The organism is Micromonospora sp. NPDC048887 (assembly GCF_040649715.1).
Lineage (GTDB): Bacteria > Actinomycetota > Actinomycetes > Mycobacteriales > Micromonosporaceae > Micromonospora.
Genome location: NZ_JBEZGA010000001.1, coordinates 403,759 through 422,134, shown reverse-complemented (window position 1 = coordinate 422,134; position 18,376 = coordinate 403,759). Strand labels below are relative to the sequence as shown.

Annotated in this window: 19 protein-coding genes; 12 read left to right on the top strand and 7 right to left on the bottom strand. The window is 73.9% G+C overall.

The genetic code is table 11. From position 1 onward, the window contains the following. Positions 1 to 133 precede the first annotated feature (133 nt). Together AB0C17_RS02005 and AB0C17_RS02000 are read left to right on the top strand one after the other, a co-directional pair. Positions 134 to 1,165: a 3-isopropylmalate dehydrogenase gene (locus tag AB0C17_RS02005; protein WP_357388184.1), complete on the top strand. Its 1,032-nt coding sequence runs from the start codon at positions 134 to 136 to the stop codon at positions 1,163 to 1,165. 189 nt (positions 1,166 to 1,354) lie between these two features. Beyond that, positions 1,355 to 2,449, top strand: a complete 1,095-nt coding sequence (locus tag AB0C17_RS02000; protein ID WP_357388182.1) for a branched-chain amino acid aminotransferase — start codon at positions 1,355 to 1,357, stop codon at positions 2,447 to 2,449. Positions 2,450 to 2,550: 101 nt separating this feature from the next. Here AB0C17_RS02000 and AB0C17_RS01995 read toward each other — a convergent pair whose 3' ends face one another. From AB0C17_RS01995 to AB0C17_RS01980, 4 genes are all read right to left on the bottom strand, one after another. Next, complete coding sequence (locus AB0C17_RS01995; RefSeq protein ID WP_357388180.1) at positions 2,551 to 3,291, bottom strand: tyrosine-protein phosphatase; 741 nt, start codon at positions 3,289 to 3,291, stop codon at positions 2,551 to 2,553. A gap of 50 nt (positions 3,292 to 3,341) precedes the next feature. Further along, positions 3,342 to 3,806, bottom strand: coding sequence for a PRC-barrel domain containing protein (locus AB0C17_RS01990; RefSeq protein ID WP_357388178.1), 465 nt, complete (start codon positions 3,804 to 3,806; stop codon positions 3,342 to 3,344). 192 nt (positions 3,807 to 3,998) lie between these two features. Next, the gene (locus AB0C17_RS01985) at positions 3,999 to 4,529 is read right to left on the bottom strand and encodes a carboxymuconolactone decarboxylase family protein (RefSeq protein ID WP_357388176.1); all 531 of its coding nucleotides are present in this window, start codon (positions 4,527 to 4,529) and stop codon (positions 3,999 to 4,001) included. A gap of 2 nt (positions 4,530 to 4,531) precedes the next feature. Beyond that, positions 4,532 to 5,092, bottom strand: a complete 561-nt coding sequence (locus tag AB0C17_RS01980; protein ID WP_030500869.1) for a peroxiredoxin — start codon at positions 5,090 to 5,092, stop codon at positions 4,532 to 4,534. 314 nt (positions 5,093 to 5,406) lie between these two features. Between AB0C17_RS01980 and cimA the strand changes: the two genes are divergently transcribed. After that, complete coding sequence (gene cimA, locus AB0C17_RS01975) at positions 5,407 to 7,005, top strand: citramalate synthase (protein WP_357388174.1); 1,599 nt, start codon at positions 5,407 to 5,409, stop codon at positions 7,003 to 7,005. Position 7,006: 1 nt separating this feature from the next. On the opposite strand, the gene AB0C17_RS01970 is transcribed toward cimA, so the two are convergent. Continuing rightward, positions 7,007 to 7,987: an endonuclease/exonuclease/phosphatase family protein gene (locus AB0C17_RS01970; RefSeq protein ID WP_357476265.1), complete on the bottom strand. Its 981-nt coding sequence runs from the start codon at positions 7,985 to 7,987 to the stop codon at positions 7,007 to 7,009. 276 nt (positions 7,988 to 8,263) lie between these two features. On the opposite strand from AB0C17_RS01970, the gene AB0C17_RS01965 reads away from it, so the two are divergent. The 9 genes from AB0C17_RS01965 to AB0C17_RS01925 all read left to right on the top strand — a co-directional run bounded on the left by AB0C17_RS01965 (position 8,264) and on the right by AB0C17_RS01925 (position 15,602). Then, a complete protein-coding gene (locus AB0C17_RS01965) occupies positions 8,264 to 8,791 on the top strand; it encodes a hypothetical protein (RefSeq protein WP_357467173.1) in 528 nt (175 codons plus the stop codon). 189 nt (positions 8,792 to 8,980) lie between these two features. Continuing rightward, entirely contained in the window at positions 8,981 to 10,030 is a 1,050-nt protein-coding gene (locus tag AB0C17_RS01960) for a MoxR family ATPase (protein ID WP_357476263.1), read from the top strand. After that, positions 10,027 to 11,043 carry a DUF58 domain-containing protein gene (locus tag AB0C17_RS01955; RefSeq protein ID WP_357467176.1) on the top strand — a complete coding sequence of 339 codons (1,017 nt, stop codon included), beginning with the start codon at positions 10,027 to 10,029 and terminating at the stop codon, positions 11,041 to 11,043. The genes AB0C17_RS01960 and AB0C17_RS01955 overlap by 4 nt, the downstream gene beginning before the upstream one ends. Then, positions 11,040 to 11,999, top strand: a complete 960-nt coding sequence (locus AB0C17_RS01950) for a VWA domain-containing protein (protein ID WP_357388164.1) — start codon at positions 11,040 to 11,042, stop codon at positions 11,997 to 11,999. Before AB0C17_RS01955 ends, AB0C17_RS01950 begins: the two co-directional genes overlap by 4 nt. Before the next feature lie 39 nt (positions 12,000 to 12,038). After that, complete coding sequence (locus AB0C17_RS01945) at positions 12,039 to 12,899, top strand: trypsin-like peptidase domain-containing protein (protein ID WP_357388162.1); 861 nt, start codon at positions 12,039 to 12,041, stop codon at positions 12,897 to 12,899. A 140-nt stretch (positions 12,900 to 13,039) separates the two neighbouring features. Next, entirely contained in the window at positions 13,040 to 13,336 is a 297-nt protein-coding gene (locus tag AB0C17_RS01940; protein ID WP_357388160.1) for a hypothetical protein, read from the top strand. A gap of 9 nt (positions 13,337 to 13,345) precedes the next feature. After that, positions 13,346 to 13,771 carry an alternative ribosome rescue aminoacyl-tRNA hydrolase ArfB gene (arfB, locus tag AB0C17_RS01935; protein ID WP_357388158.1) on the top strand — a complete coding sequence of 142 codons (426 nt, stop codon included), beginning with the start codon at positions 13,346 to 13,348 and terminating at the stop codon, positions 13,769 to 13,771. Between the two features lie 49 nt (positions 13,772 to 13,820). Beyond that, complete coding sequence (locus AB0C17_RS01930) at positions 13,821 to 14,393, top strand: GNAT family protein (RefSeq protein ID WP_357476261.1); 573 nt, start codon at positions 13,821 to 13,823, stop codon at positions 14,391 to 14,393. Between the two features lie 87 nt (positions 14,394 to 14,480). Continuing rightward, entirely contained in the window at positions 14,481 to 15,602 is a 1,122-nt protein-coding gene (locus tag AB0C17_RS01925) for a cellulose binding domain-containing protein (RefSeq protein WP_357476259.1), read from the top strand. Between the two features lie 25 nt (positions 15,603 to 15,627). Here AB0C17_RS01925 and AB0C17_RS01920 read toward each other — a convergent pair whose 3' ends face one another. Beyond that, complete coding sequence (locus AB0C17_RS01920) at positions 15,628 to 16,512, bottom strand: 3-methyladenine DNA glycosylase (RefSeq protein WP_357388152.1); 885 nt, start codon at positions 16,510 to 16,512, stop codon at positions 15,628 to 15,630. Between the two features lie 34 nt (positions 16,513 to 16,546). Then, positions 16,547 to 18,208, bottom strand: a complete 1,662-nt coding sequence (locus tag AB0C17_RS01915; RefSeq protein ID WP_357476257.1) for a hypothetical protein — start codon at positions 18,206 to 18,208, stop codon at positions 16,547 to 16,549. Positions 18,209 to 18,376 lie beyond the last annotated feature (168 nt).

Sequence of the window (18,376 nt, the reverse complement as noted above, 5' to 3'; positions counted from 1 at the left end):
AGTGGAGATGACCACACCATGAGTGCCGGCTGGGAGCATCCTGTGATTGAGGATTCCCGAATGGTGGACGATTCGTACCGGGAGCCGGGACGACGGCTACCGTGGCGCCTAACGACGAGACGAGGAGCGTCAGGTGGCACACATCGCGGTGGTGGCCGGCGACGGCATCGGACCCGAGGTGGTCGCGCAGGCCCGCAAGGTCCTCGACGCGGTGGTGCCCGGGATCGAGGCCACCGAGTACGACCTGGGCGCGGCGCGCTATCACCGCACCGGCGAGGTGCTGCCCGACTCCGTCCTCGACGAGCTGGCCGGTCACGACGCCATCCTGCTCGGCGCGGTGGGCGACCCGACCGTGCCGCCGGGCGTGCTGGAGCGCGGTCTGCTGCTCAAACTGCGGTTCGCCTTCGACCAGTACGTCAACCTGCGCCCGTCCCGGCTCTGGCCCGGCGTGGCCGGTCCGCTCGCCGCGGTCAAGCCCGGCGAGGTCGACCTCGTGGTGGTCCGCGAGGGCACCGAAGGGCTGTACGCGGGCGCCGGCGGCGCGCTGCACCGGGACACCCCGGCCGAGGTGGCCACCGAGGAGAGCCTGAACACCCGGCACGGCGTCGAGCGGGTGATCCGCGACGCGTTCGCCCGCGCCGGCCGCCGGGAGCGCCGCAAGGTCACGCTCGTGCACAAGACGAACGTGCTCACCCACGCCGGGTCGCTCTGGGCGCGCGCCTTCGCCGCGGTGGCCGCCGAGCACCCGGATGTGACCACGGAATACCAGCACATCGACGCCGCCGCGATGTTCCTGGTGACCAACCCGTCCCGCTACGACGTGGTGGTCACCGACAACCTCTTCGGCGACATCCTCACCGACATCGCCGCCGCCGTGACCGGTGGCATCGGGCTGGCGGCCAGCGGCTGCATCAACCCCGAGGGGCGCTACCCGTCGATGTTCGAGCCGGTGCACGGCTCGGCGCCGGACATCGCCGGCCAGGGCGTCGCCGACCCGGTCGCCGCGGTGCTGTCCGCCGCGCTGCTGCTGGACCAGCTCGGCCACGCCGACGCCGCCGCCCGGGTCACCGCCGCGGTCGGCACCGAGCTGGCGGGGCGTACGCCGGGGGCATCGCTGCGCACCGAGGAGGTCGGCGACCGGCTCGCCGCGTACGCCGTAGCCTGACCGGGCCGACCCTCCTGGCGGCCCGGTACCGGGCCGCCAGACCCGTCACCGGACCCACCCCGACCGTCCGGCGCGTCGCGTCCGCCGGGGCGGCGCTATCCGCTGAACGACCGTTCGGGGTAAGTTTCTGGCACCAGTGACGTCGGCGTGCGATCCCGCACGCCGGGAACCCGCAGGGAGGTCAGCGCGATGAGCGGTGGTGACATGCTCGATTTTGAGATCCGTCCGAATCCCGCGCCGGTATCCGCCGCCGACCGGGCCGCCCTGCTGGCGAACCCGGGCTTCGGCCGGGTCTTCACCGATCACATGGTCACGATCCGCTACGCCGAGGGCAAGGGCTGGTACGACGCCCGCCTGGAGGCGCGCGCGCCGATCCCGATGGACCCGGCCGCGGCGGTGCTGCACTACGCGCAGGAGATCTTCGAAGGGCTGAAGGCGTACCGCACCGGTGACGCGGTGACGATGTTCCGCCCGGAGGCCAACGCGGCCCGGTTCGTCGCGTCGGCCCGCCGGCTGGCCATGCCGGAGCTGCCGGAGGCGGCGTTCGTGGATTCGCTGCGCCGCCTGGTCGAGATCGACCAGGCGTGGATCCCGGAGCACGAGGACGCCAGCCTCTACCTGCGTCCGTTCATGTTCGCCAGCGAGGTGTTCCTCGGCGTCCGCCCGGCGAACGAATACCTCTACTGCGTGATCGCCTCGCCGGCCGGCGCGTACTTCGCCGGCGGCGTGAAGCCGGTGACGGTGTGGGTCTCGCCGGACTACACCCGGGCCGCGCCCGGCGGCACCGGCGCGGCCAAGTGCGGCGGCAACTACGCCGCCTCGCTGGCGGCGCAGGCCGAGGCGATCGAGGCGGGCTGCGACCAGGTGGTGTTCCTGGACGCGGTGCAGCGGCGGTACGTCGACGAGCTGGGCGGCATGAACGTCTTCTTCGTCTACGACGACGGCAGCATCGTCACCCCGCCGCTGGGCGGCACGATCCTGCCGGGCATCACCCGCGACGCGATCCTCACCCTGGCCGCCGAGGCCGGGCACGAGGTGCGGGAGGCGCCGGTCAGCTTCGACGACTGGCAGGCGGACGCCGCGAGCGGGCGGCTGCGTGAGGTGTTCGCCTGCGGCACCGCCGCCGTGATCACCCCGATCGGCGGCGTGCGCTTCCCGGACGGCGAGTTCCTCATCGGCGGCGGCGAGCCGGGCCGGGCCACCACGGCGTTGCGGCAGAAGCTGGTGGACATCCAGCGCGGCCGCGCCGAGGACCGGCACGGCTGGGTCACCCGCGTCCTCTGACTGTCCTCCCGCGGTGATCAAGGAGTTTGCGTCCGGTTCCGGCGCGGACGAGGACACCAACTCCTTGATCACCGCTGGGCAGGGTCGGGGCGGCGCGGCGGTCAGCCCAGGAGGTGGGTGCGGAGGGACTCCACCTGCGTCTCGGTGACGCCGGCGTGGGCCAGGTAGCCCTCGACGGAGCCGTAGCCGGTGCGCAACTCGGCGAGGAACAGCTCCATCGTCTCGGCCGGTGACTCCAGGAACGGCGGCGGTGGTTCCTCCGCGTCCGGCAGTGTGGCGCGGACCCATTCGGTGAAGCGCCGCGACGCGGCGGTGCTGAGCGCGTAGTCGGCCACCACGTCCTCGTCGGGCACCCCGAGCACGGAGAGCGTGAGCGCGCAGACGATGCCGGTGCGGTCCTTCCCGGCGACGCAGTGCACCACCACCGGCGCGTTGGCGCTGTCGGCGATCAGCCCGACCGCCTCGGCGAGCCCCGCCGTGCCGGTGCGTGCCAGGTCGGCGTACCGGTCGGCCAGGTAGCGGGCCAGGCTGACGCCGGAGTCACCGAACCGCTTCGCGCCCCAGTCGGCGTGCTCGGGGTGGATGTGCCGGTAGGCCAGCCCGTCGTAGGCGGGCACCCGGCCGTCGCGTTCCACCTCTGACGGCCGGCGCAGGTCGATCACCGTGCGGATGCCGAGCGCGGTGAACGCGCTCCGGTCGGTCTCGTCGATGCGGTGCAGCGAGTCGGAGCGGTAGAGGCGGCCGCGACGCACGGTGCGCCCGTCGCGAGCGGCGTACCCACCGACGTCGCGGAAGTTGAACAGGGTGGGGAAGGGGCTCTGCGGGGCGTCCACATCCGACACGGTAACGGCCGGCGGGCGTCAGCACGTCCCCGCCGGCCGTCGCCGAGCTGTCAGATGCGCGGCGGTACGTCCGGCGGCAGCGCCGAGTGGCTCTCGCCGTAGTAGCCGCCGAGCCGGTCCCGGTAGCCCGGATCGGCGTGGCTGGACTCGTCGTACTCCGGGGCGGCCTTGATTTGGTCCTTCTCCCGGTCGACGTGCACGGTGCGGGCGTCGTGGTCGACGTGGTTCACGGTGCCGGCCGGGAGCATCACCTTCTTGCCGAAGATCCACGGCCCGGTGTCCACGACCAGGTAGCTGTCGTCCACCTCGTGGCTCGCCCGGTCGATCTTGCCGATGGCGCCGTCGGTGGCCTCGACCTTGTAGCCGGTCAGGTCGGCGCTCGCGACGCCCGCCTCGTCGCGGTAGCGCCACGGGTCGAAGGCGCCCGCCGGAGCGCCCCCGGCGACCGCGCCCCGGCCGTCGTCGAGGATCGGCTCGGTGCCGCCGTGCGTGCTGCGTGGGTCCAGTCCGTCCATGTGCCGCCTCCCGTCCCCAGGGCCGCGGCCGTCGCGGCGCCGTCGTCAGTCGGGACGGTTACCCACCCTGTCCGGGCGCCAACCCGCCGGCGGCCGACCCGCCGACGCCGAGGGGCCGGCGCCACGGTGGTGACGCCGGCCCCTCGGGCCGTCAGCCGCGCGGTGACCGGTCGGGCCGCGCGGGCCGGTGGGTCAGGCCAGGGCGGCCTCCGCGTCCAGGGTCACCGCGGCGGCGTGTACGACGGCGGCGATCCGCAGCCCCTCGTGCACCTGCTCACGGCTGAACCCGGCGGCGCGCAGCGTCTTCTCGTGCGACTCCAGGCAGACGCCGCAGCCGGTGATCGCCGAGACGGCGAGGCACCACAGCTCGAAGTCGGTCTTCTCCACGTCGGGCCGGGCGATGATCTGCATCCGCAGCCGGGCCGGCAGCGACGCGTACTGCTCGTCGCCGATCAGGTGCTTGGCCCGGTAGTAGACGTTGTTCATCGCCATCACCGCGGCCGCGCCCTTGGCCGCCGTGACCGCCTCGGGCGTGAGGTGACCGGCCGCCTCGGCGGCGATCTCCCGCAGCACCACCGGGTTGCGGGCCGCCACCGCGCAGGCCAGGGCGGTGCCCCAGGCCTGCTCCGGCTTCAGCGTCGAGGTGGTGATGGTGGAGCCGAGGTTGAGCCGGATGTCCTTGGCGTACTCCGGCAGGCCCGCCTTGATCGCGTCCAGACCCATGGTCAGGCCCCGGCGCCGGCGAGGAGCGCGTTGGCGTCGAGCGTCGCGCCACCCTTGTTCCAGTTGCACGGGCACAGCTCGTCGGTCTGGAGCGCGTCGAGCACCCGCAGCACCTCGGAGACGTTGCGGCCGACCGAACCGGCGGTCACCATGACGAACTGGATCTCGTTGTTCGGGTCCACGATGAAGGTGGCCCGCTGGGCGACACCGTCGGCGCCGAGCACGCCGCAGGCGGAGGTCAGCTCACGCTTGATGTCGCTGAGCATCGGGAAGGGCAGCTCGCGCAGGTCCGGGTGGTCCTTGCGCCAGGCGTAGTGGACGAACTCGTTGTCGACGGAGACGCCGAGCACCTGGGCGTCGCGGTCGGCGAACTCGCCGTTGAGGCGGCCGAACTCGGCGATCTCGGTCGGGCAGACGAAGGTGAAGTCCTTCGGCCAGAAGAACACGACTCGCCACTGGCCCTCGTGGGACTTGTGGTTGATCGTCTCGAACGCCTTGTCGGCGTCGAGCGACACGCAGGCGGTGAGTTCGTACTCGGGGAAGTGGTCACCGACAGTGAGCACGGGTCCTCCTTGAGCGTGGCCCGGCGATACCGCCGGGCCAGTAACTGGATCAGTTCAAGATTCTTCCGGAGCCCGGTTCGTGCTCGTGGCGGGCGTCGCCGTGTGTGAAGGTGATCACCGGCCGGGTCGTCGTCCCGAAATATGGGTTAGACCTCCCAAAAACCGGGGTGGGGTGGCAGAGTACGTGTCGTGACCAGCTTCGTCCTGATCATTAGCAGCTAGCGCGCCGGCTCTCCCTCGCCGAGCGCGCAGACCTCCCGCATCCCGCGGGGGGTCTTTTTGTTTGCTCCCCAGGGCACGAGAAGAGGACTCCGATGACGTTCCAGGTGTACGACACGACGCTGCGTGACGGCGCGCAGCGCGAAGGGCTCACGTACTCGGTGGTCGACAAGCTGGCGGTCGCCCGCCTGCTGGACGACCTCGGAGTCGGCTTCATCGAGGGCGGCTGGCCGGGCGCGGTGCCGAAGGACACCGAGTTTTTCCGCCGCGCCCGCACCGAACTGACGCTGCGGCACGCGATCCTGGTCGCCTTCGGCGCCACCCGCAAGGCCGGCCTCGCCGTCGAGGACGACCCGCAGGTGCGCGGCCTGCTCGACGCGCAGACCCCGGCCGTCGCCCTGGTCGCCAAGGCGGACCTGCGGCACGTGGAGCGCGCCCTGCGCACCACCGCCGAGGAGAACCTCGCCATGATCCGCGACACCGTGTCGCACCTGGTGGCGCAGGGGCGGCGCGTCTTCGTCGACGGGGAGCACTGCTTCGACGGGTTCCGGTTCGATCCCGGCTACACCACAGCGGTGGCGGAGACCGCGCTGGCCGCCGGCGCCGAGCGGTTCGTGCTCTGCGACACCAACGGCGGCATGCTGCCGTCGCAGGTCACCGCCGTGATCGAGGGACTGGTGGCGCGGACCGGGATCGCGCCGGAACTGCTCGGCATGCACGCGCAGAACGACACCGCCTGCGCGGTCGCCAACACGATCGCCGCAGTCGAGGCGGGCGTCCGGCACGTGCAGGGCACCGCCAACGGGTACGGCGAGCGCCCCGGCAACGCCGACATCTTCGCGATCGTCGCCAACCTCCAGCTCAAGCTGGGCATGCCCGTCCTACCGGAGGGCTGCCTGGAACAGATGGTGCGGGTCTCGCACGCCATCGCCGAGATCGCCAACATCGCCCCCGACACCCACCAGGCCTACGTCGGGGCCGCCGCCTTCGCTCACAAGGCGGGGCTGCACGCGAGCGCGATCAAGGTCGACCCGTTGCTCTACAACCACGTGGAACCCGCTGTGGTGGGCAACGACATGCGGATCCTGGTGACCGAGATGGCCGGCCGGGCCAGCATCGAGCTCAAGAGCCGCGAGCTCGGTCTGGACCTGGCCGGCCATCCGGACGCCCTGTCCCAGGTCACCCGGCGGGTCAAGGAGCTGGAGGCCGACGGCTGGTCGTTCGAGGCCGCCGACGCCTCGTTCGAGCTGCTGGTCCGCTCCGAGCTGCCCGATGCCGCGCCGGCCCGGCCGTTCGCGCTGGAGTCGTACCGGGTGATCGTCGAGCACCGCGAGGACGGCGCGGTGGTCTCCGAGGCGACGGTGAAGATCCGGGTACGCGGCGAGCGGGTGATCGCCACCGCCGAGGGCAACGGCCCGGTGAACGCGCTGGACGAGGCGCTGCGCGTCGGCCTGGCCCGGCACTACCCGGAGCTGCGCGAGTTCGAGCTGGCCGACTACAAGGTGCGCATCCTGGAGGGCACCCACGGCACCGGCGCGGTCACCCGGGTGCTCGTGGAGACCGCCGGCGTCGGCCGGGACTGGACCACAGTCGGCGTGCACCCGAACGTGGTGGAGGCGAGCTGGCACGCGCTCGTCGACGCGCTCACCTACGGCCTGGACCGGTCCCGGGTGGCGGGCGGTACGGCCGCCTGACTCAGCCGGCCGGCAGGCGCAGCTCGGCCAGCAGCGCGCGGTGGTCACTGCCCGGCACCGGAAAGGTGCCGGCGGCGACCACCGCGACGCGCCGGTCCACCAGTACGTGGTCGATGGTGATCGGCGGGATCGGGTCGCCGTCGTACGGGCCCCAGGTGCCGCCGAACCCGGCTCCGGCCGCGTCCGCCGCGTCGGTGTAGCCGGTGGTGATCAGGTCCCGCAGCGCCGCGTGGTCGAGCGTGGCGTTGAAGTCCCCGGCCAGCACGCTCAGCCCGCCGTCGGGGGTGGCCGGTGGCTGGGCGCGCTGGTCGGTCCACCAGTCCGGGACCACGTCGAGGGCGTACGGCGCGGCCGGGTGCGCGGACTCCACGCGAAGCGGCGGCGCACCGGGCACCGCCACTGTCGCGTACGCCTGGGTGAAGAAGAAGCCCTGGTTGCGGCGGTGACCGCCGTCGCGCAGCGGGTGGCGGGCGTAGACGCCCGAGCCGGTCGAGCCGACCTCCGGGTTCGACGACCGGTGCGGCAGCAGCGTGGCCAGGCCGAGCCGGTCCAGCTCGGCGGCCAGCGGCGGGGTGAGTTCCTGCACCGTGAGCACGTCCACCCGCCGCGTGCGGACCAGGTCCACCAGCGCGGCCGGATCGGCCGAGCCGAGGCGCAGGTTGGCGGTGAGCAGGCGTACCGTCGGCCCGTCTGCGGCGGGCCGGTCGCCGGGTATCGCGCGGGGCGCCACCGCGCCGATCAGCGCCAGCGCGGCCAGCACCGCTACCGCCGCCGGGCCACGTCGCCGCAGGGCGAGCGCCGCCAGCGCCACCACCGGGGCCGTGGCGGCCACGTACGGCGTGAAGGCGATCGCCTGGACCAGCGGACCGCGTTCCAGCCCGGTCAGGCGGATCAGCGCCCACGCGGCGACCGGCGCGACAGCGAGCCAGCACGCGGCAGTGGCCGGGCGTCCGCCCCGGGGCGGCCCCGACATGGTGATCATGGCGGTCAGACTACCCGGGGCGACGCCGGCGCGACGCCCTCCGAAACAATTTCGCGAATTGTTCCTCGCAATTTTGAGCATCTTTCCCGTGGCTCGGACACGCAATGACGCTATTGACCCCCCGCATTTTCCGGTGCTAGGTTCCACCTGATTGAGATGTCGCGACTCTCTGTAGTAAGGCCAGCTCACGAGCGGTGCGCTCCCGGCGGAATCCCGATGATCCGCAATTCGACGCGCGCAGTCGCCGTATCACCACGGCCTACCAAGGGAGAACTCATGGCCACATTCTTCAAGCGAAAGGCGACGGTGGTGGCGCTCGCCGCGCTGTCGCTCAGCCTGGCCGGTGGCGGGATCGCCGCGGCCGCCCAGCCGGAGGCGAAGCCGCAGCCGCAGCCCGGCGTCCGGCACGCCACGGCGCAGCCGCCGGTGACCGCCGTCGAGCGGCAGGCCGCCCGCACCGCCATGCGGGCCACCCTGGCCCCGCCCGCCGCCGGGCAGGTCGCCTGGGCCGTCGTGGCGGCCAACGGGACGCTGCTGCAGCACTCCGGCAACGTGGTGTCCGCGTTCCGGTTCGCCCCGGGCACCGGGGTGTCCCCCGGGCAGTACCAGGTGCTGCTGGACTACAACGTGTCCGCCAAGGCGTACGTGGCGACCATCGGCACCAACGACACGGCGAACGTGCCGCCGGCCGGTGAGGTGTCGGTCGCGCCCCGCACGCTGACCCCGAACGCGGTCTTCGTGCAGACGCGCAACTCCACCGGCGGTGCCGCGGACCGGCCGTTCCACCTGGTCATCGCCAACTGACAGGCCCCACCCCGCACCGGCCCCCGCTCCGGCGGGGGCCGGTGTGTTCCGTGCCGGTCCGGCCGGTGCCGCGCCGGTTCGTGCCGTTGCGCCCCGGCTGGGGAGATGCTGCCGGTCCGGCCCGGCGACCACCGCCCAGGGGCCGATAATCCGACGTTTGTCGCCGGTCCGGCACGGGAAGCAAGCACCGTGACGGACATCTCGGACACCCGCGCCAGCGTGCCCAGCCCGGTCGATGCCGACGCGAGCGGCGTCGAGCTGGAACAGACCCTCGCCGAGGTCAAACGCGTGATCGTCGGGCAGGATCGGCTCGTCGACCGCCTGCTCACCGCCCTGATCGCCGACGGGCACTGCCTGCTGGAGGGCGTACCGGGGGTGGCGAAGACGCTGGCGGCGCAGACGCTCGCCACAGTGGTCGGTGGCACGTTCTCCCGCATCCAGTTCACCCCCGACCTGGTTCCCTCCGACATCGTCGGCACGCGCATCTACCGCGCCTCCACCGAACAGTTCGACGTGGAGCTGGGGCCGATCATGGCGAACCTGGTGCTCGCCGACGAGATCAACAGGGCCCCGGCCAAGGTGCAGTCGGCGCTGCTCGAGGCGATGGCCGAACGGCAGGTCTCCATCGCCGGCCGGAGCTGGCCGGTGCCGGACCCGTTCCTGGTCCTGGCCACCCAGAACCCGATCGAGTCCGAGGGCGTCTACCAGCTCCCCGAGGCACAGCGCGACCGCTTCCTGATGAAGGTCGTGGTCGACTACCCGAGCGACGCCGACGAGCTGGCCATCCTCTACCGGATGAGCACCGCGCGACCCACCGCGCGTACCGTGCTCGATCCGGTCCGGCTGCGCGACCTCCAGCGCCGCGCCACCGACGTCTTCGTCCACCACGCGCTCGCCGAGTACGTGGTCCGCCTCATCCTCGCCACCCGCGACCCGCAGCGCTTCGACCTGGCCGACGTCGTGCCCCTGCTGGCGTACGGGGCCAGCCCCCGGGCCACGCTCGGCCTGGTCGCCGCCGCCCGCGCCCAGGCGCTCATCCACGGCCGGGACTACGTGCTCCCCGAGGACATCAGGGAACTGGCTGTGGACGTGCTGGCGCACCGGCTCGTGCTCTCCTTCGACGCCATCGCCGACGGGATCTCCGGCGAGGACGTGGTGCGCCGGGTGATCGAGGCGGTGCCGCCGCCCCGGCTGGTGAACGGGCCCACGGAGACGGTGTCCGACCTGGCGGCGGCATGACCGGCGCGGCCGAGCCCGGGCTCGCCGATCTCGCCCCGGACCAGCGGCTGCGCCGGCTGGAGCTGACTGTGACCCGGCGGCTCGACGGCCTGCTGCACGGCCGTTATCGCGGCCTGCTGCCCGGTCCCGGCAGTGAGGCGGCCGGCAGCCGCGAGTACCGGCCCGGTGAGGACGAGGTACGCCGGATGGACTGGGCGGTCACCGCCCGGACCACGGTTCCGCACGTACGGGAGGTCGACGCGGACCGGGAACTGACCACCTGGCTGCTCGTCGACGCCAGCCCCAGCATGGAGTACGGGACGTCCACGCTGGACAAACGGGAACTCGCGGTGGCCGCCGTGGCGGCGATCGGCTTCCTCACCGCCGGAGTCGGCAACCGGCTCGGCGCCCAGGTGCTCACCCCGGACGGGCTGCGCCGGTTCCCGGCCCGCAGCGGGCGTACCCATCTGCTCGGGCTGCTCCGCGCGCTGCTCGGCGCCCCGCGTACCGGCGAGTTGCCGGACTCCGACGGCGTCGGCGCGGCCGGCGCGGGCCGGACGGACGCGGCGCCGGGCCTGGTCGACGGGCTGGACGGCCTCCAGCGCGTGGCCACCCGGCGCGGTCTCGTGGTGATCGTCTCCGACTTCCTCGACGAGCTGCCCGACGACCCGGACGCCGCGCCGCCGCCCTGGGCCGCGGCGCTGCGCCGCCTCGCGGTCCGGCACCAGGTGCTCGCGGTCGAGGTGACCGACCCGCGTGAGCTGGAGCTGCCGGACGTCGGCCTGGTCACGCTGGTCGACCCGGAGAGCGGCCGGCACCGCGAGGTGTGGACCGGCGACCCGGCCCTGCGCGAGCGGTACGCGCACGCCGCCGCCGAGCAGCGCGACCAGGTACGCCGCACGCTGCGCCGGGCCGGCGCCACCCACCTGGCGCTGCGCACCGACCGGGACTGGTGCGCGGACGTCGTCCGGTACGTGCACGAGCAGCGCCGGCTGGCCACCGTGCCGGCCGCGGCCCGCGGAGGTGTCGCATGACCTGGCAGTCACCCGCCCGCCTCTGGCTGTTGCTCGCCGTCGTCGCCCTGGTCGCCGGCTACCTGGTGCTGCAACGGCGGCAGAGCCGGTACGCGGTGCGCTTCACCAACCTGCGCCTGCTCGACCGGGTCGCACCGCGCCGCCCGGCCTGGCGGCGGCACGTCCCGGCGGGCCTGTTCCTCGCCATGCTGGCGCTGCTCGTGGTCGGGTTCGCCCGGCCCGAGGCGGAGGTGCGGGTGCCCCGGGAGCGGGCCACGGTGATGGTCGCGGTGGACGTCTCCACCTCGATGCTCGCCGGTGACGTGGACCCGGACCGGTTGACGGCGGCCAAGGAGGCGGGCCGGCGGTTCGTCGACGGGCTGCCCGACGAGTTCAACGTCGGCCTCGTCGCGTTCGCCGGCAGCGCGGCGGTGCTGGTGCCGCCGAGCACCGACCGGGAGGCGCTGCACGACGGCATCGGGCGGCTGGCCGAGGGCATCACCGGCGTGCAGGGCACCGCCATCGGCGAGGCGATCAGCACCTCGCTCGGCGCGGTCAAGAGCCTGGACGCCACCGCCGCCAAGGACCCGCCGCCGGCCCGGATCATCATCCTCTCCGACGGCGCGAACACCTCCGGCATGGACCCGATGGAGGCCGCCGACCAGGCGGTCGCCGCGAAGGTGCCGGTGCACACCATCTCCTTCGGCACGCCCGGCGGCTCGGTCGACAGGGGAGGCCGGGCGATCCAGGTGCCGGTGGACGGCCAGACGCTGCGGGCGGTCGCCGAGGCGACAGGCGGCGGCTTCCACGAGGCGTCCACCAGCGCCGAGCTGAAGGACGTCTACGAGGACATCGGCACCTCGGTGGGCTACCGCACCGAGCGGCAGGACGTCTCGGCCCGCTTCATCGGCCTCGGACTGGTCCTGGCGATGGGCGCCGCGGCCGGCTCGCTGCGGTGGTTCTCCCGGCTGCCCTGACCCGCACACCACTACCGCACGACACGTGAGGAGCCAGGCATGGCAGTGCAGACCGGACTCGGCGAGCCACGCGGCCCGTGGTTCGTCTCGCCGGAGCTGGACCCGGACGGGCGCGGCTACCGGGACGTACCCGGGGGCGGGCCGGAGGCCGGGCGGCGGAGCCTCCGGCACCGGTTGCTGAGCGTGGCGGCGGTGGTGGCGCTCTCCACCGTCTCCGGCGCGGCGGCCGGCACCTGGGCGGCCGACCGGGGCGCGCCGGGACCGGCGGCGGCGTCCGCCGCGCCGGTGCCGGCCGAACTGGTCACCGCCGCCGGCAAGACGGTGCCCGGGGTGGTCTCGGTGATGGTGGGGGGCCGCTCCGGCGCGTCCGCGTCCGGCTCCGGGTTCGCCATCGACAACGAGCAGCACATCGTCACCAACGACCACATCCTGGCCCGGGGCGGCGCCGGCGCGGTGACTGTGGAGACCTCGGACGGGCGGCGCTTCCCGGCCGAGGTGGTGGGCCGGGAGCCGGGCAGCGACCTCGCGGTGCTGAAGGTGCCCGCGTCGGCCGGGCTGCCGCCGTTGCCGCTCGCGAAGGCGAACTCGACGAGGGTCGGGGAGCCGGTGCTGGCGGTCGGGTCGCCGCTCGGGCTGGCCGGGACCGTCACCGCGGGCATCGTCAGTGCCCTGGACCGGCAGGTGCGGATCGGCAACGGCCGGCACACGGCGGTGCAGACCGACGCCTCGATCAACCCGGGCAACTCCGGTGGGCCGCTGGTGAACGCGCGCGGTGAGGTGGTCGGCGTGAACACGGCGATCGCGACCATCGACGGCAGCGGCTCGATCGGCATCGGTTTCGCCATCCCGATCGACCAGGTCCAGCAGACCGCCGACACCATCATCGGCCGGGGTGGCTGAGCCGCCCGCGCGGGCGGCCCGCCGCCCCGCGCAGGGCGCTGACCTGCACAAGCAGTGCAAGATCGGTGCGAAGTGTCGGATATCCGGCGCGAAATCATCCGAGCATAGAAATATTACGCTGAGTATGGATACTGGCGGAGGTGGAGCAAGCTGTCATCGCGGCCCTCCTCCTGGTGGGCCTGATCATCGGCGCCGGAGTCGGCGCGTCCTACGCGCGTGCGAAGCGTGGCTGGACGGACTACCGGACGGCCCGGACCACCGTCCCCACCGCCCGGCGCAACGCCTGGCTGGCGATCCGGGGCGTGGCAGTCAAGCTCGCCGTGATCGCCCTGCTGCTCTTCGGCGCGGCCGCGTACGCGGCGGCCGGCGGCGGCGAGGAGCGGGCCGGTCCCACGCCGAGCGCCACCCCCACCCCGAGTCACCGCGCCGGGCGCTAGCCTCGGGGCGTGGACGACGGACTGCGGGTGACCGACCGGCTCGTGCTGCCCGCAGCCGAACTGCGGGAACGGTTCTCCCGGTCATCCGGGCCCGGCGGGCAGGGAGTCAACACCACCGACTCGCGGGTGGAGCTGAGCTTCGACCTGGGCGGCTCGCCGAGCGTGCCGGAGGCGCTGCGGGAACGGGCGCTGGCCCGGCTGGCCGGCCGCCTGGTCGGCGGTGTGCTGACGGTGACAGCCAGCGAACACCGCGCGCAACTGGCCAACCGGGAGGCGGCCCGCGAGCGGATGGCCGCGCTGCTGCGCGACGCGGTCGCCCCGCCGCCGAAGGCGCGCCGGCCGACCCGCCCGTCGCGCGGCGCCAAGGAACGCCGCCTGGCCGAGAAGAAACGTCAGTCCCAGCGCAAACGCGACCGCCGGGTGGACGGCGACTGACCGAAATCCGGTTGAGCCGTCGCGCACGCCGCCCGGAGAATTCCGCTCCGTGATCGACTTCTCCGTCAAGCCCACGCTCACCGGCGAGCGCGTGGTGCTGCGCCCGTTCCACGACGACGACCTGCCGGCGCTCGCCGAGATCCTGGCCGACCCGGAGGTGGCCCGGCTGACCGGCAGCCCGGCCGGCGAGACGTTCGAGCCGTCCCGGCTGCGCGCCTGGTACGGCACCCGCAACAGCCAGGGCGACCGGCTCGACCTCGCGGTGGTGGACCGGGTCAGCGGCACCTGCGTCGGAGAGGTGGTGCTCAACGAGTGGGACCGGGCCAACGCCAGCTGCAACTTCCGCACGCTGATCGGGCCCGGCGGCCGCGACCGCGGCCTCGGCACCGAGGCGGTCCGGCTCGTCGTCGGGTACGGCTTCGAACAGCTCGGCCTGCACCGCATCGGCCTGGAGGTGTTCGCGTTCAACCCGCGCGCCCGGCGTGCCTACGAGAAGGTGGGTTTCGTCGCCGAGGGGGCGCTGCGGCAGGTGCTGCGCGACGGCGACGACTGGGTGGACGCGACGGTCATGTCGATTCTCGCCCCGGAGTGGAACGAGCACCGGGGCAACCCGGAGGGTTGAGCCGAAGGCGTCGAAGCGCTTCAATGCGTATGGGAGCTTCAGGGCCGTCACCGACCACCACGTCACAGTGACAGGAGTCCCTTCCGCATGTCCCGAAACCCCCTGCGCGCCGCGCTGACCGCACTCGCCGCGCTGCTGCCGGTCCTCGCCCTCGGCCTCGCTCTCACCGCCACCCCGCCCCCGGCCGCCGCGGCGGCCACCCCGATCCGCGTCATGCCGCTCGGCGACTCCATCACCGGGTCGCCCGGCTGCTGGCGGGCGCTGCTCTGGAACCGCCTCCAGTCCACCGGCCACACCGACGTCGACTTCGTCGGCACACTCGGGCCGCAGGGCTGCGGCGTGCCCTACGACGGCGACAACGAGGGCCACGGCGGCTACCTCGCGACGAACGTGGCGAACCAGAACCTGCTGCCCGGCTGGCTGGCCGCCACCCGCCCGGACGTCGTGCTCATGCACTTCGGCACCAACGACGTGTGGAGCAACATCGCGCCCGCCACGATCCTGGCCGCGTACTCGAAACTGGTGGACCAGATGCGCGCCGCCAACCCGGCCACGACAGTGCTGGTCGCGAAGATCATCCCGATGAACCCGGCGAGCTGCCCCGAGTGCGGCCAGCGGACCGCGGCCCTCAACGCGCTGATCGACGGCTGGGCGGCCGGGAAGACCACAGCCGCCTCACCGATCGTGGTCGTCGACCAGTGGACCGGGTTCAGCACCGCCACCGACACCTACGACGGAGTGCACCCCAACGCGGCCGGGGACCAGAAGATGTCCGACAGGTGGTACCCCGCGCTGGTCGCCGCGCTCGGCCGCACCACGCCCGGCCCGACAACGAGCCCCACGCCGTTGCCGACCGTCAGCCTCAGCCTCAGCCCGTCGCCCACCGTGGGCCCGACGTCGACGCCCGGCGGCTGCACCGCCACCTGGCGCCTCGCCGGCCAGTGGCCGGGCGGATTCCAGGGGGAGGTGACCGTGCGCAACGACGGCACCGCGCCGATCGCCGGCTGGACCGTGCGCTTCCCGCTCGCCGGCGGCCAGCGGATCAGCCAGGCGTGGAGCGCCGACGTGACGCAGACCGGAACCACTGTGACCGCCCGGAACGCGAGCTGGAACGGCGCCCTGGCCCCGGCCGCCCAGACCACGTTCGGGTTCCTGGCCGACGGTGCCGCCCCGAACCCGGCGCCGACGGTGACCTGCGCCGCGAACTGACCGGCCGCGCCGGCCGGCCCCGCGCTCAGCGGTGGTCGGCCGGCGTCGCGCGGTCCAGCGCGGCCAGCAGCCGGGCCCGCAACCCGGCGGCCCGCTCGGCGAATTCGCGCTGGGCGGCGGCGTACTCGGCCCGGCCCTCCGGCGTCTCCACCCGCACCGGCGGGTAGCCCAGATCGGCCAAGTCGTACGGGCTGGCCCGCATGTCCAGCGCCCGGATCTCCCGGGCCAGCGCGAAACAGTCAGCCACCAGCTCCGACGGGACCAGCGGCGACAGCTTGTAGGCCCACTTGTAGAGATCCATGTTGGCGTGCAGACAGCCCGGCTGCTCCAGCGCGTGCTGACCCTCCCGGGTCGGCTGGAGCACGTTCAGCGGCCGGGCCGGCGCGGTGAAGAAGCGGAACGCGTCGAAGTGGCTGCACCGCACGCCGCGCTCGGAGACCACAGCCGCCGTCGCCGCCGGGCTCAGCCGGAGCGGCCAGGCGTTGTGCCGCACCTGCTCCTGAGTCTGCCGGTAGACCATCGCCCACTCGTGCATGCCGAAACAGCCGAAGTGCGCCGGGCGTGCGGCGGTCGCCGCGAGCAGCGTACGGATCCAGGCGATCGACTCGGCGCGGCGCGCGCGTACCCGGTCGGTGTCCAGGGTGAGCCCGGCGGCGCCCGCTGTGTAGTCCGGGCCGAAGGCGGCCGGTTCGGCGTCGCGCAGCACCACGCCCGCACCCGGGTGCCAGCGGCGCAACTGCGCCGGGCGGTGCGAGTAGTAGGTGAACAGGAAGTCCTCCACCGGGTGCTTCACCCCGGTGCGACGGCGGGCCAGGTGCGGCGTCAGCCAGGCGTCCACCCGCGCCTCGTGGGCCTGCCGGCGGGCCTGCCAGTCGGCCCGGTCGAGTGCGGGGGCGAGGGCGGCGGTCACACACCCCAGGGTACGACCGCCGCCCGTGCCCGGATCACGTCACGTCCACCCGCACGCCCGCGGAGAAGACGCCGCTGCGCAGCTCCAGCCGCTTCGGCGGCTCGTCCCCACGCATGGTGAACACCAGCGGCAGCAGCACCCGCCGCCCGGCTGCCACCGGCTGGGTGAAGACGTCCCGGCCCAGGTTCGCCACCCGGGTCGCGTCCTCGTCGGCGGCCACCCAGTTCCCGCTCGGCAGGTACGCGCGCTGCAACTGCCCGTGCCACGTCTGGTCCTCGGACGTGAGGTTGCGCACCCCGATCGTGGCCAGGCACGGCCGGCCGCCACCGGGCGCCGGAGGCAGCACGTCGGCGCCGCAGCTCAGCCGGTAGACGGTGAACTCGAACGCGTTCTCGCGCAGTGGCTGGCCCAGCGCGCCGGTGACGCTGGTGCCCACCCACGCGCCGCTCGTCGGCTGCTTGGTGGTGTCCATCGCGGCCACCCGCTGCGTGGCCGACCAGGCCGCCGCGCCGACCACACCCGCGAGCACGGCCGCGGCCACGCCGACCACGAGCCAGACCGGCGGCCTCCGACGGCGGCTCGCGGGCGACGGTACGGACGTCCGCGGATAGACGGTGCCCCGCTCGACCGGCCCTCGACCCGGACCGCCTCGGGCCGGCATGCCCTGACCCGGTCCGCCCTGACCCGGCATGCCCTGACCCGGCATGCCCTGACCCGGCATGCCCTGACCCGGCATGCCTTGGGTCGGTCCGCCTTGGGTCGGTCCGCCCTGACCCGGCATGCCTTGACCCGGTCCGCCTTGGGCCGATCCGGCCTGGCCCGGCCCGCTTTCGCCGGGTATGCCGAGGCCGGGCACGACGCCGGTGTGGCGGGCACCGCCTCCGGGGGCGCCGGTGGGTGTCGCGCCGCCTCCGGGCGTACCCCCGGCAGGTGTCGTCCCGCCGCGGACCATGACGCCGGGCGCGGCGCTTCCCGCCGCCGCGCGCCGGCGGCGCCGCACGGCCCACCACAGCACGCCGGCGGTGACCACCAGCAGCGCGGTGAACGCGGCGAGCAGCACGGGCGGCCGCCGCCAGGCCGGGGCGGCGGTGATCTGGGCCGCCGGAGCCGTCGCGGCCCCCACCCAGGTCGCCGTGGCGCAGTCGAACGGGCGGGTGCCGTCCGTGCCGTAGACGCAGGTGGGCGCGGTCACCGACCGGCCCTGGCCGGGAACCGACAGCGCGGTGTGCAAGGTGGTGGTGCTCTTGGCCGGCAGCCGCAGCCGCCAGGTCACCTCACCGGCGCTCGCCCCGGCGGGCCGGCTGGCCCGGCCACCGCCTGTCACAGCGGTGGCCCGCGACCCGTTCGGCAACTCCTGCCGGACCATCGTGTCGACGGGTGCCGTGCCGGCGTTGCGGACCTCGATCCGGTACCCCGGCGCCGGGGTACCCGACGCGCCCACCGCCACGCTTACCGGGGGCATCGTCGGCCGGACCTGCGCCGGGCCGGTGGTCGGCACCGCCGGGGGCACCGCCGGCACGCCGGTCGGGATCGGGGTGGCCGCGGCACCGGGGATGACCGCCGCGGGCGGGGCCGGATGGGCGGGGGCGGCGGCCGCGCGGGGCGTCGCCGGGGACAGCGCCGGTACGGCGGCGATGACGCCGAGGCAGTTCACGAACACTGCCAGGGCCCTGTGGTGTCGTCTCGATGCAGGCATACCAACGAACCTCCGGACCCGAAGCTATGGGCCGGGGACCGCCGGGCGGGTACGAAGCCGCCATTCCCGCCCCGTCCGGCGCGATCGCGCGTACCCTGCCGCGACGTCGCCGTGTGGAGGCCGGCGGCTGCCGGTGCGGGTGGGCCGCGCGGCGGCCGGGCACGCCGC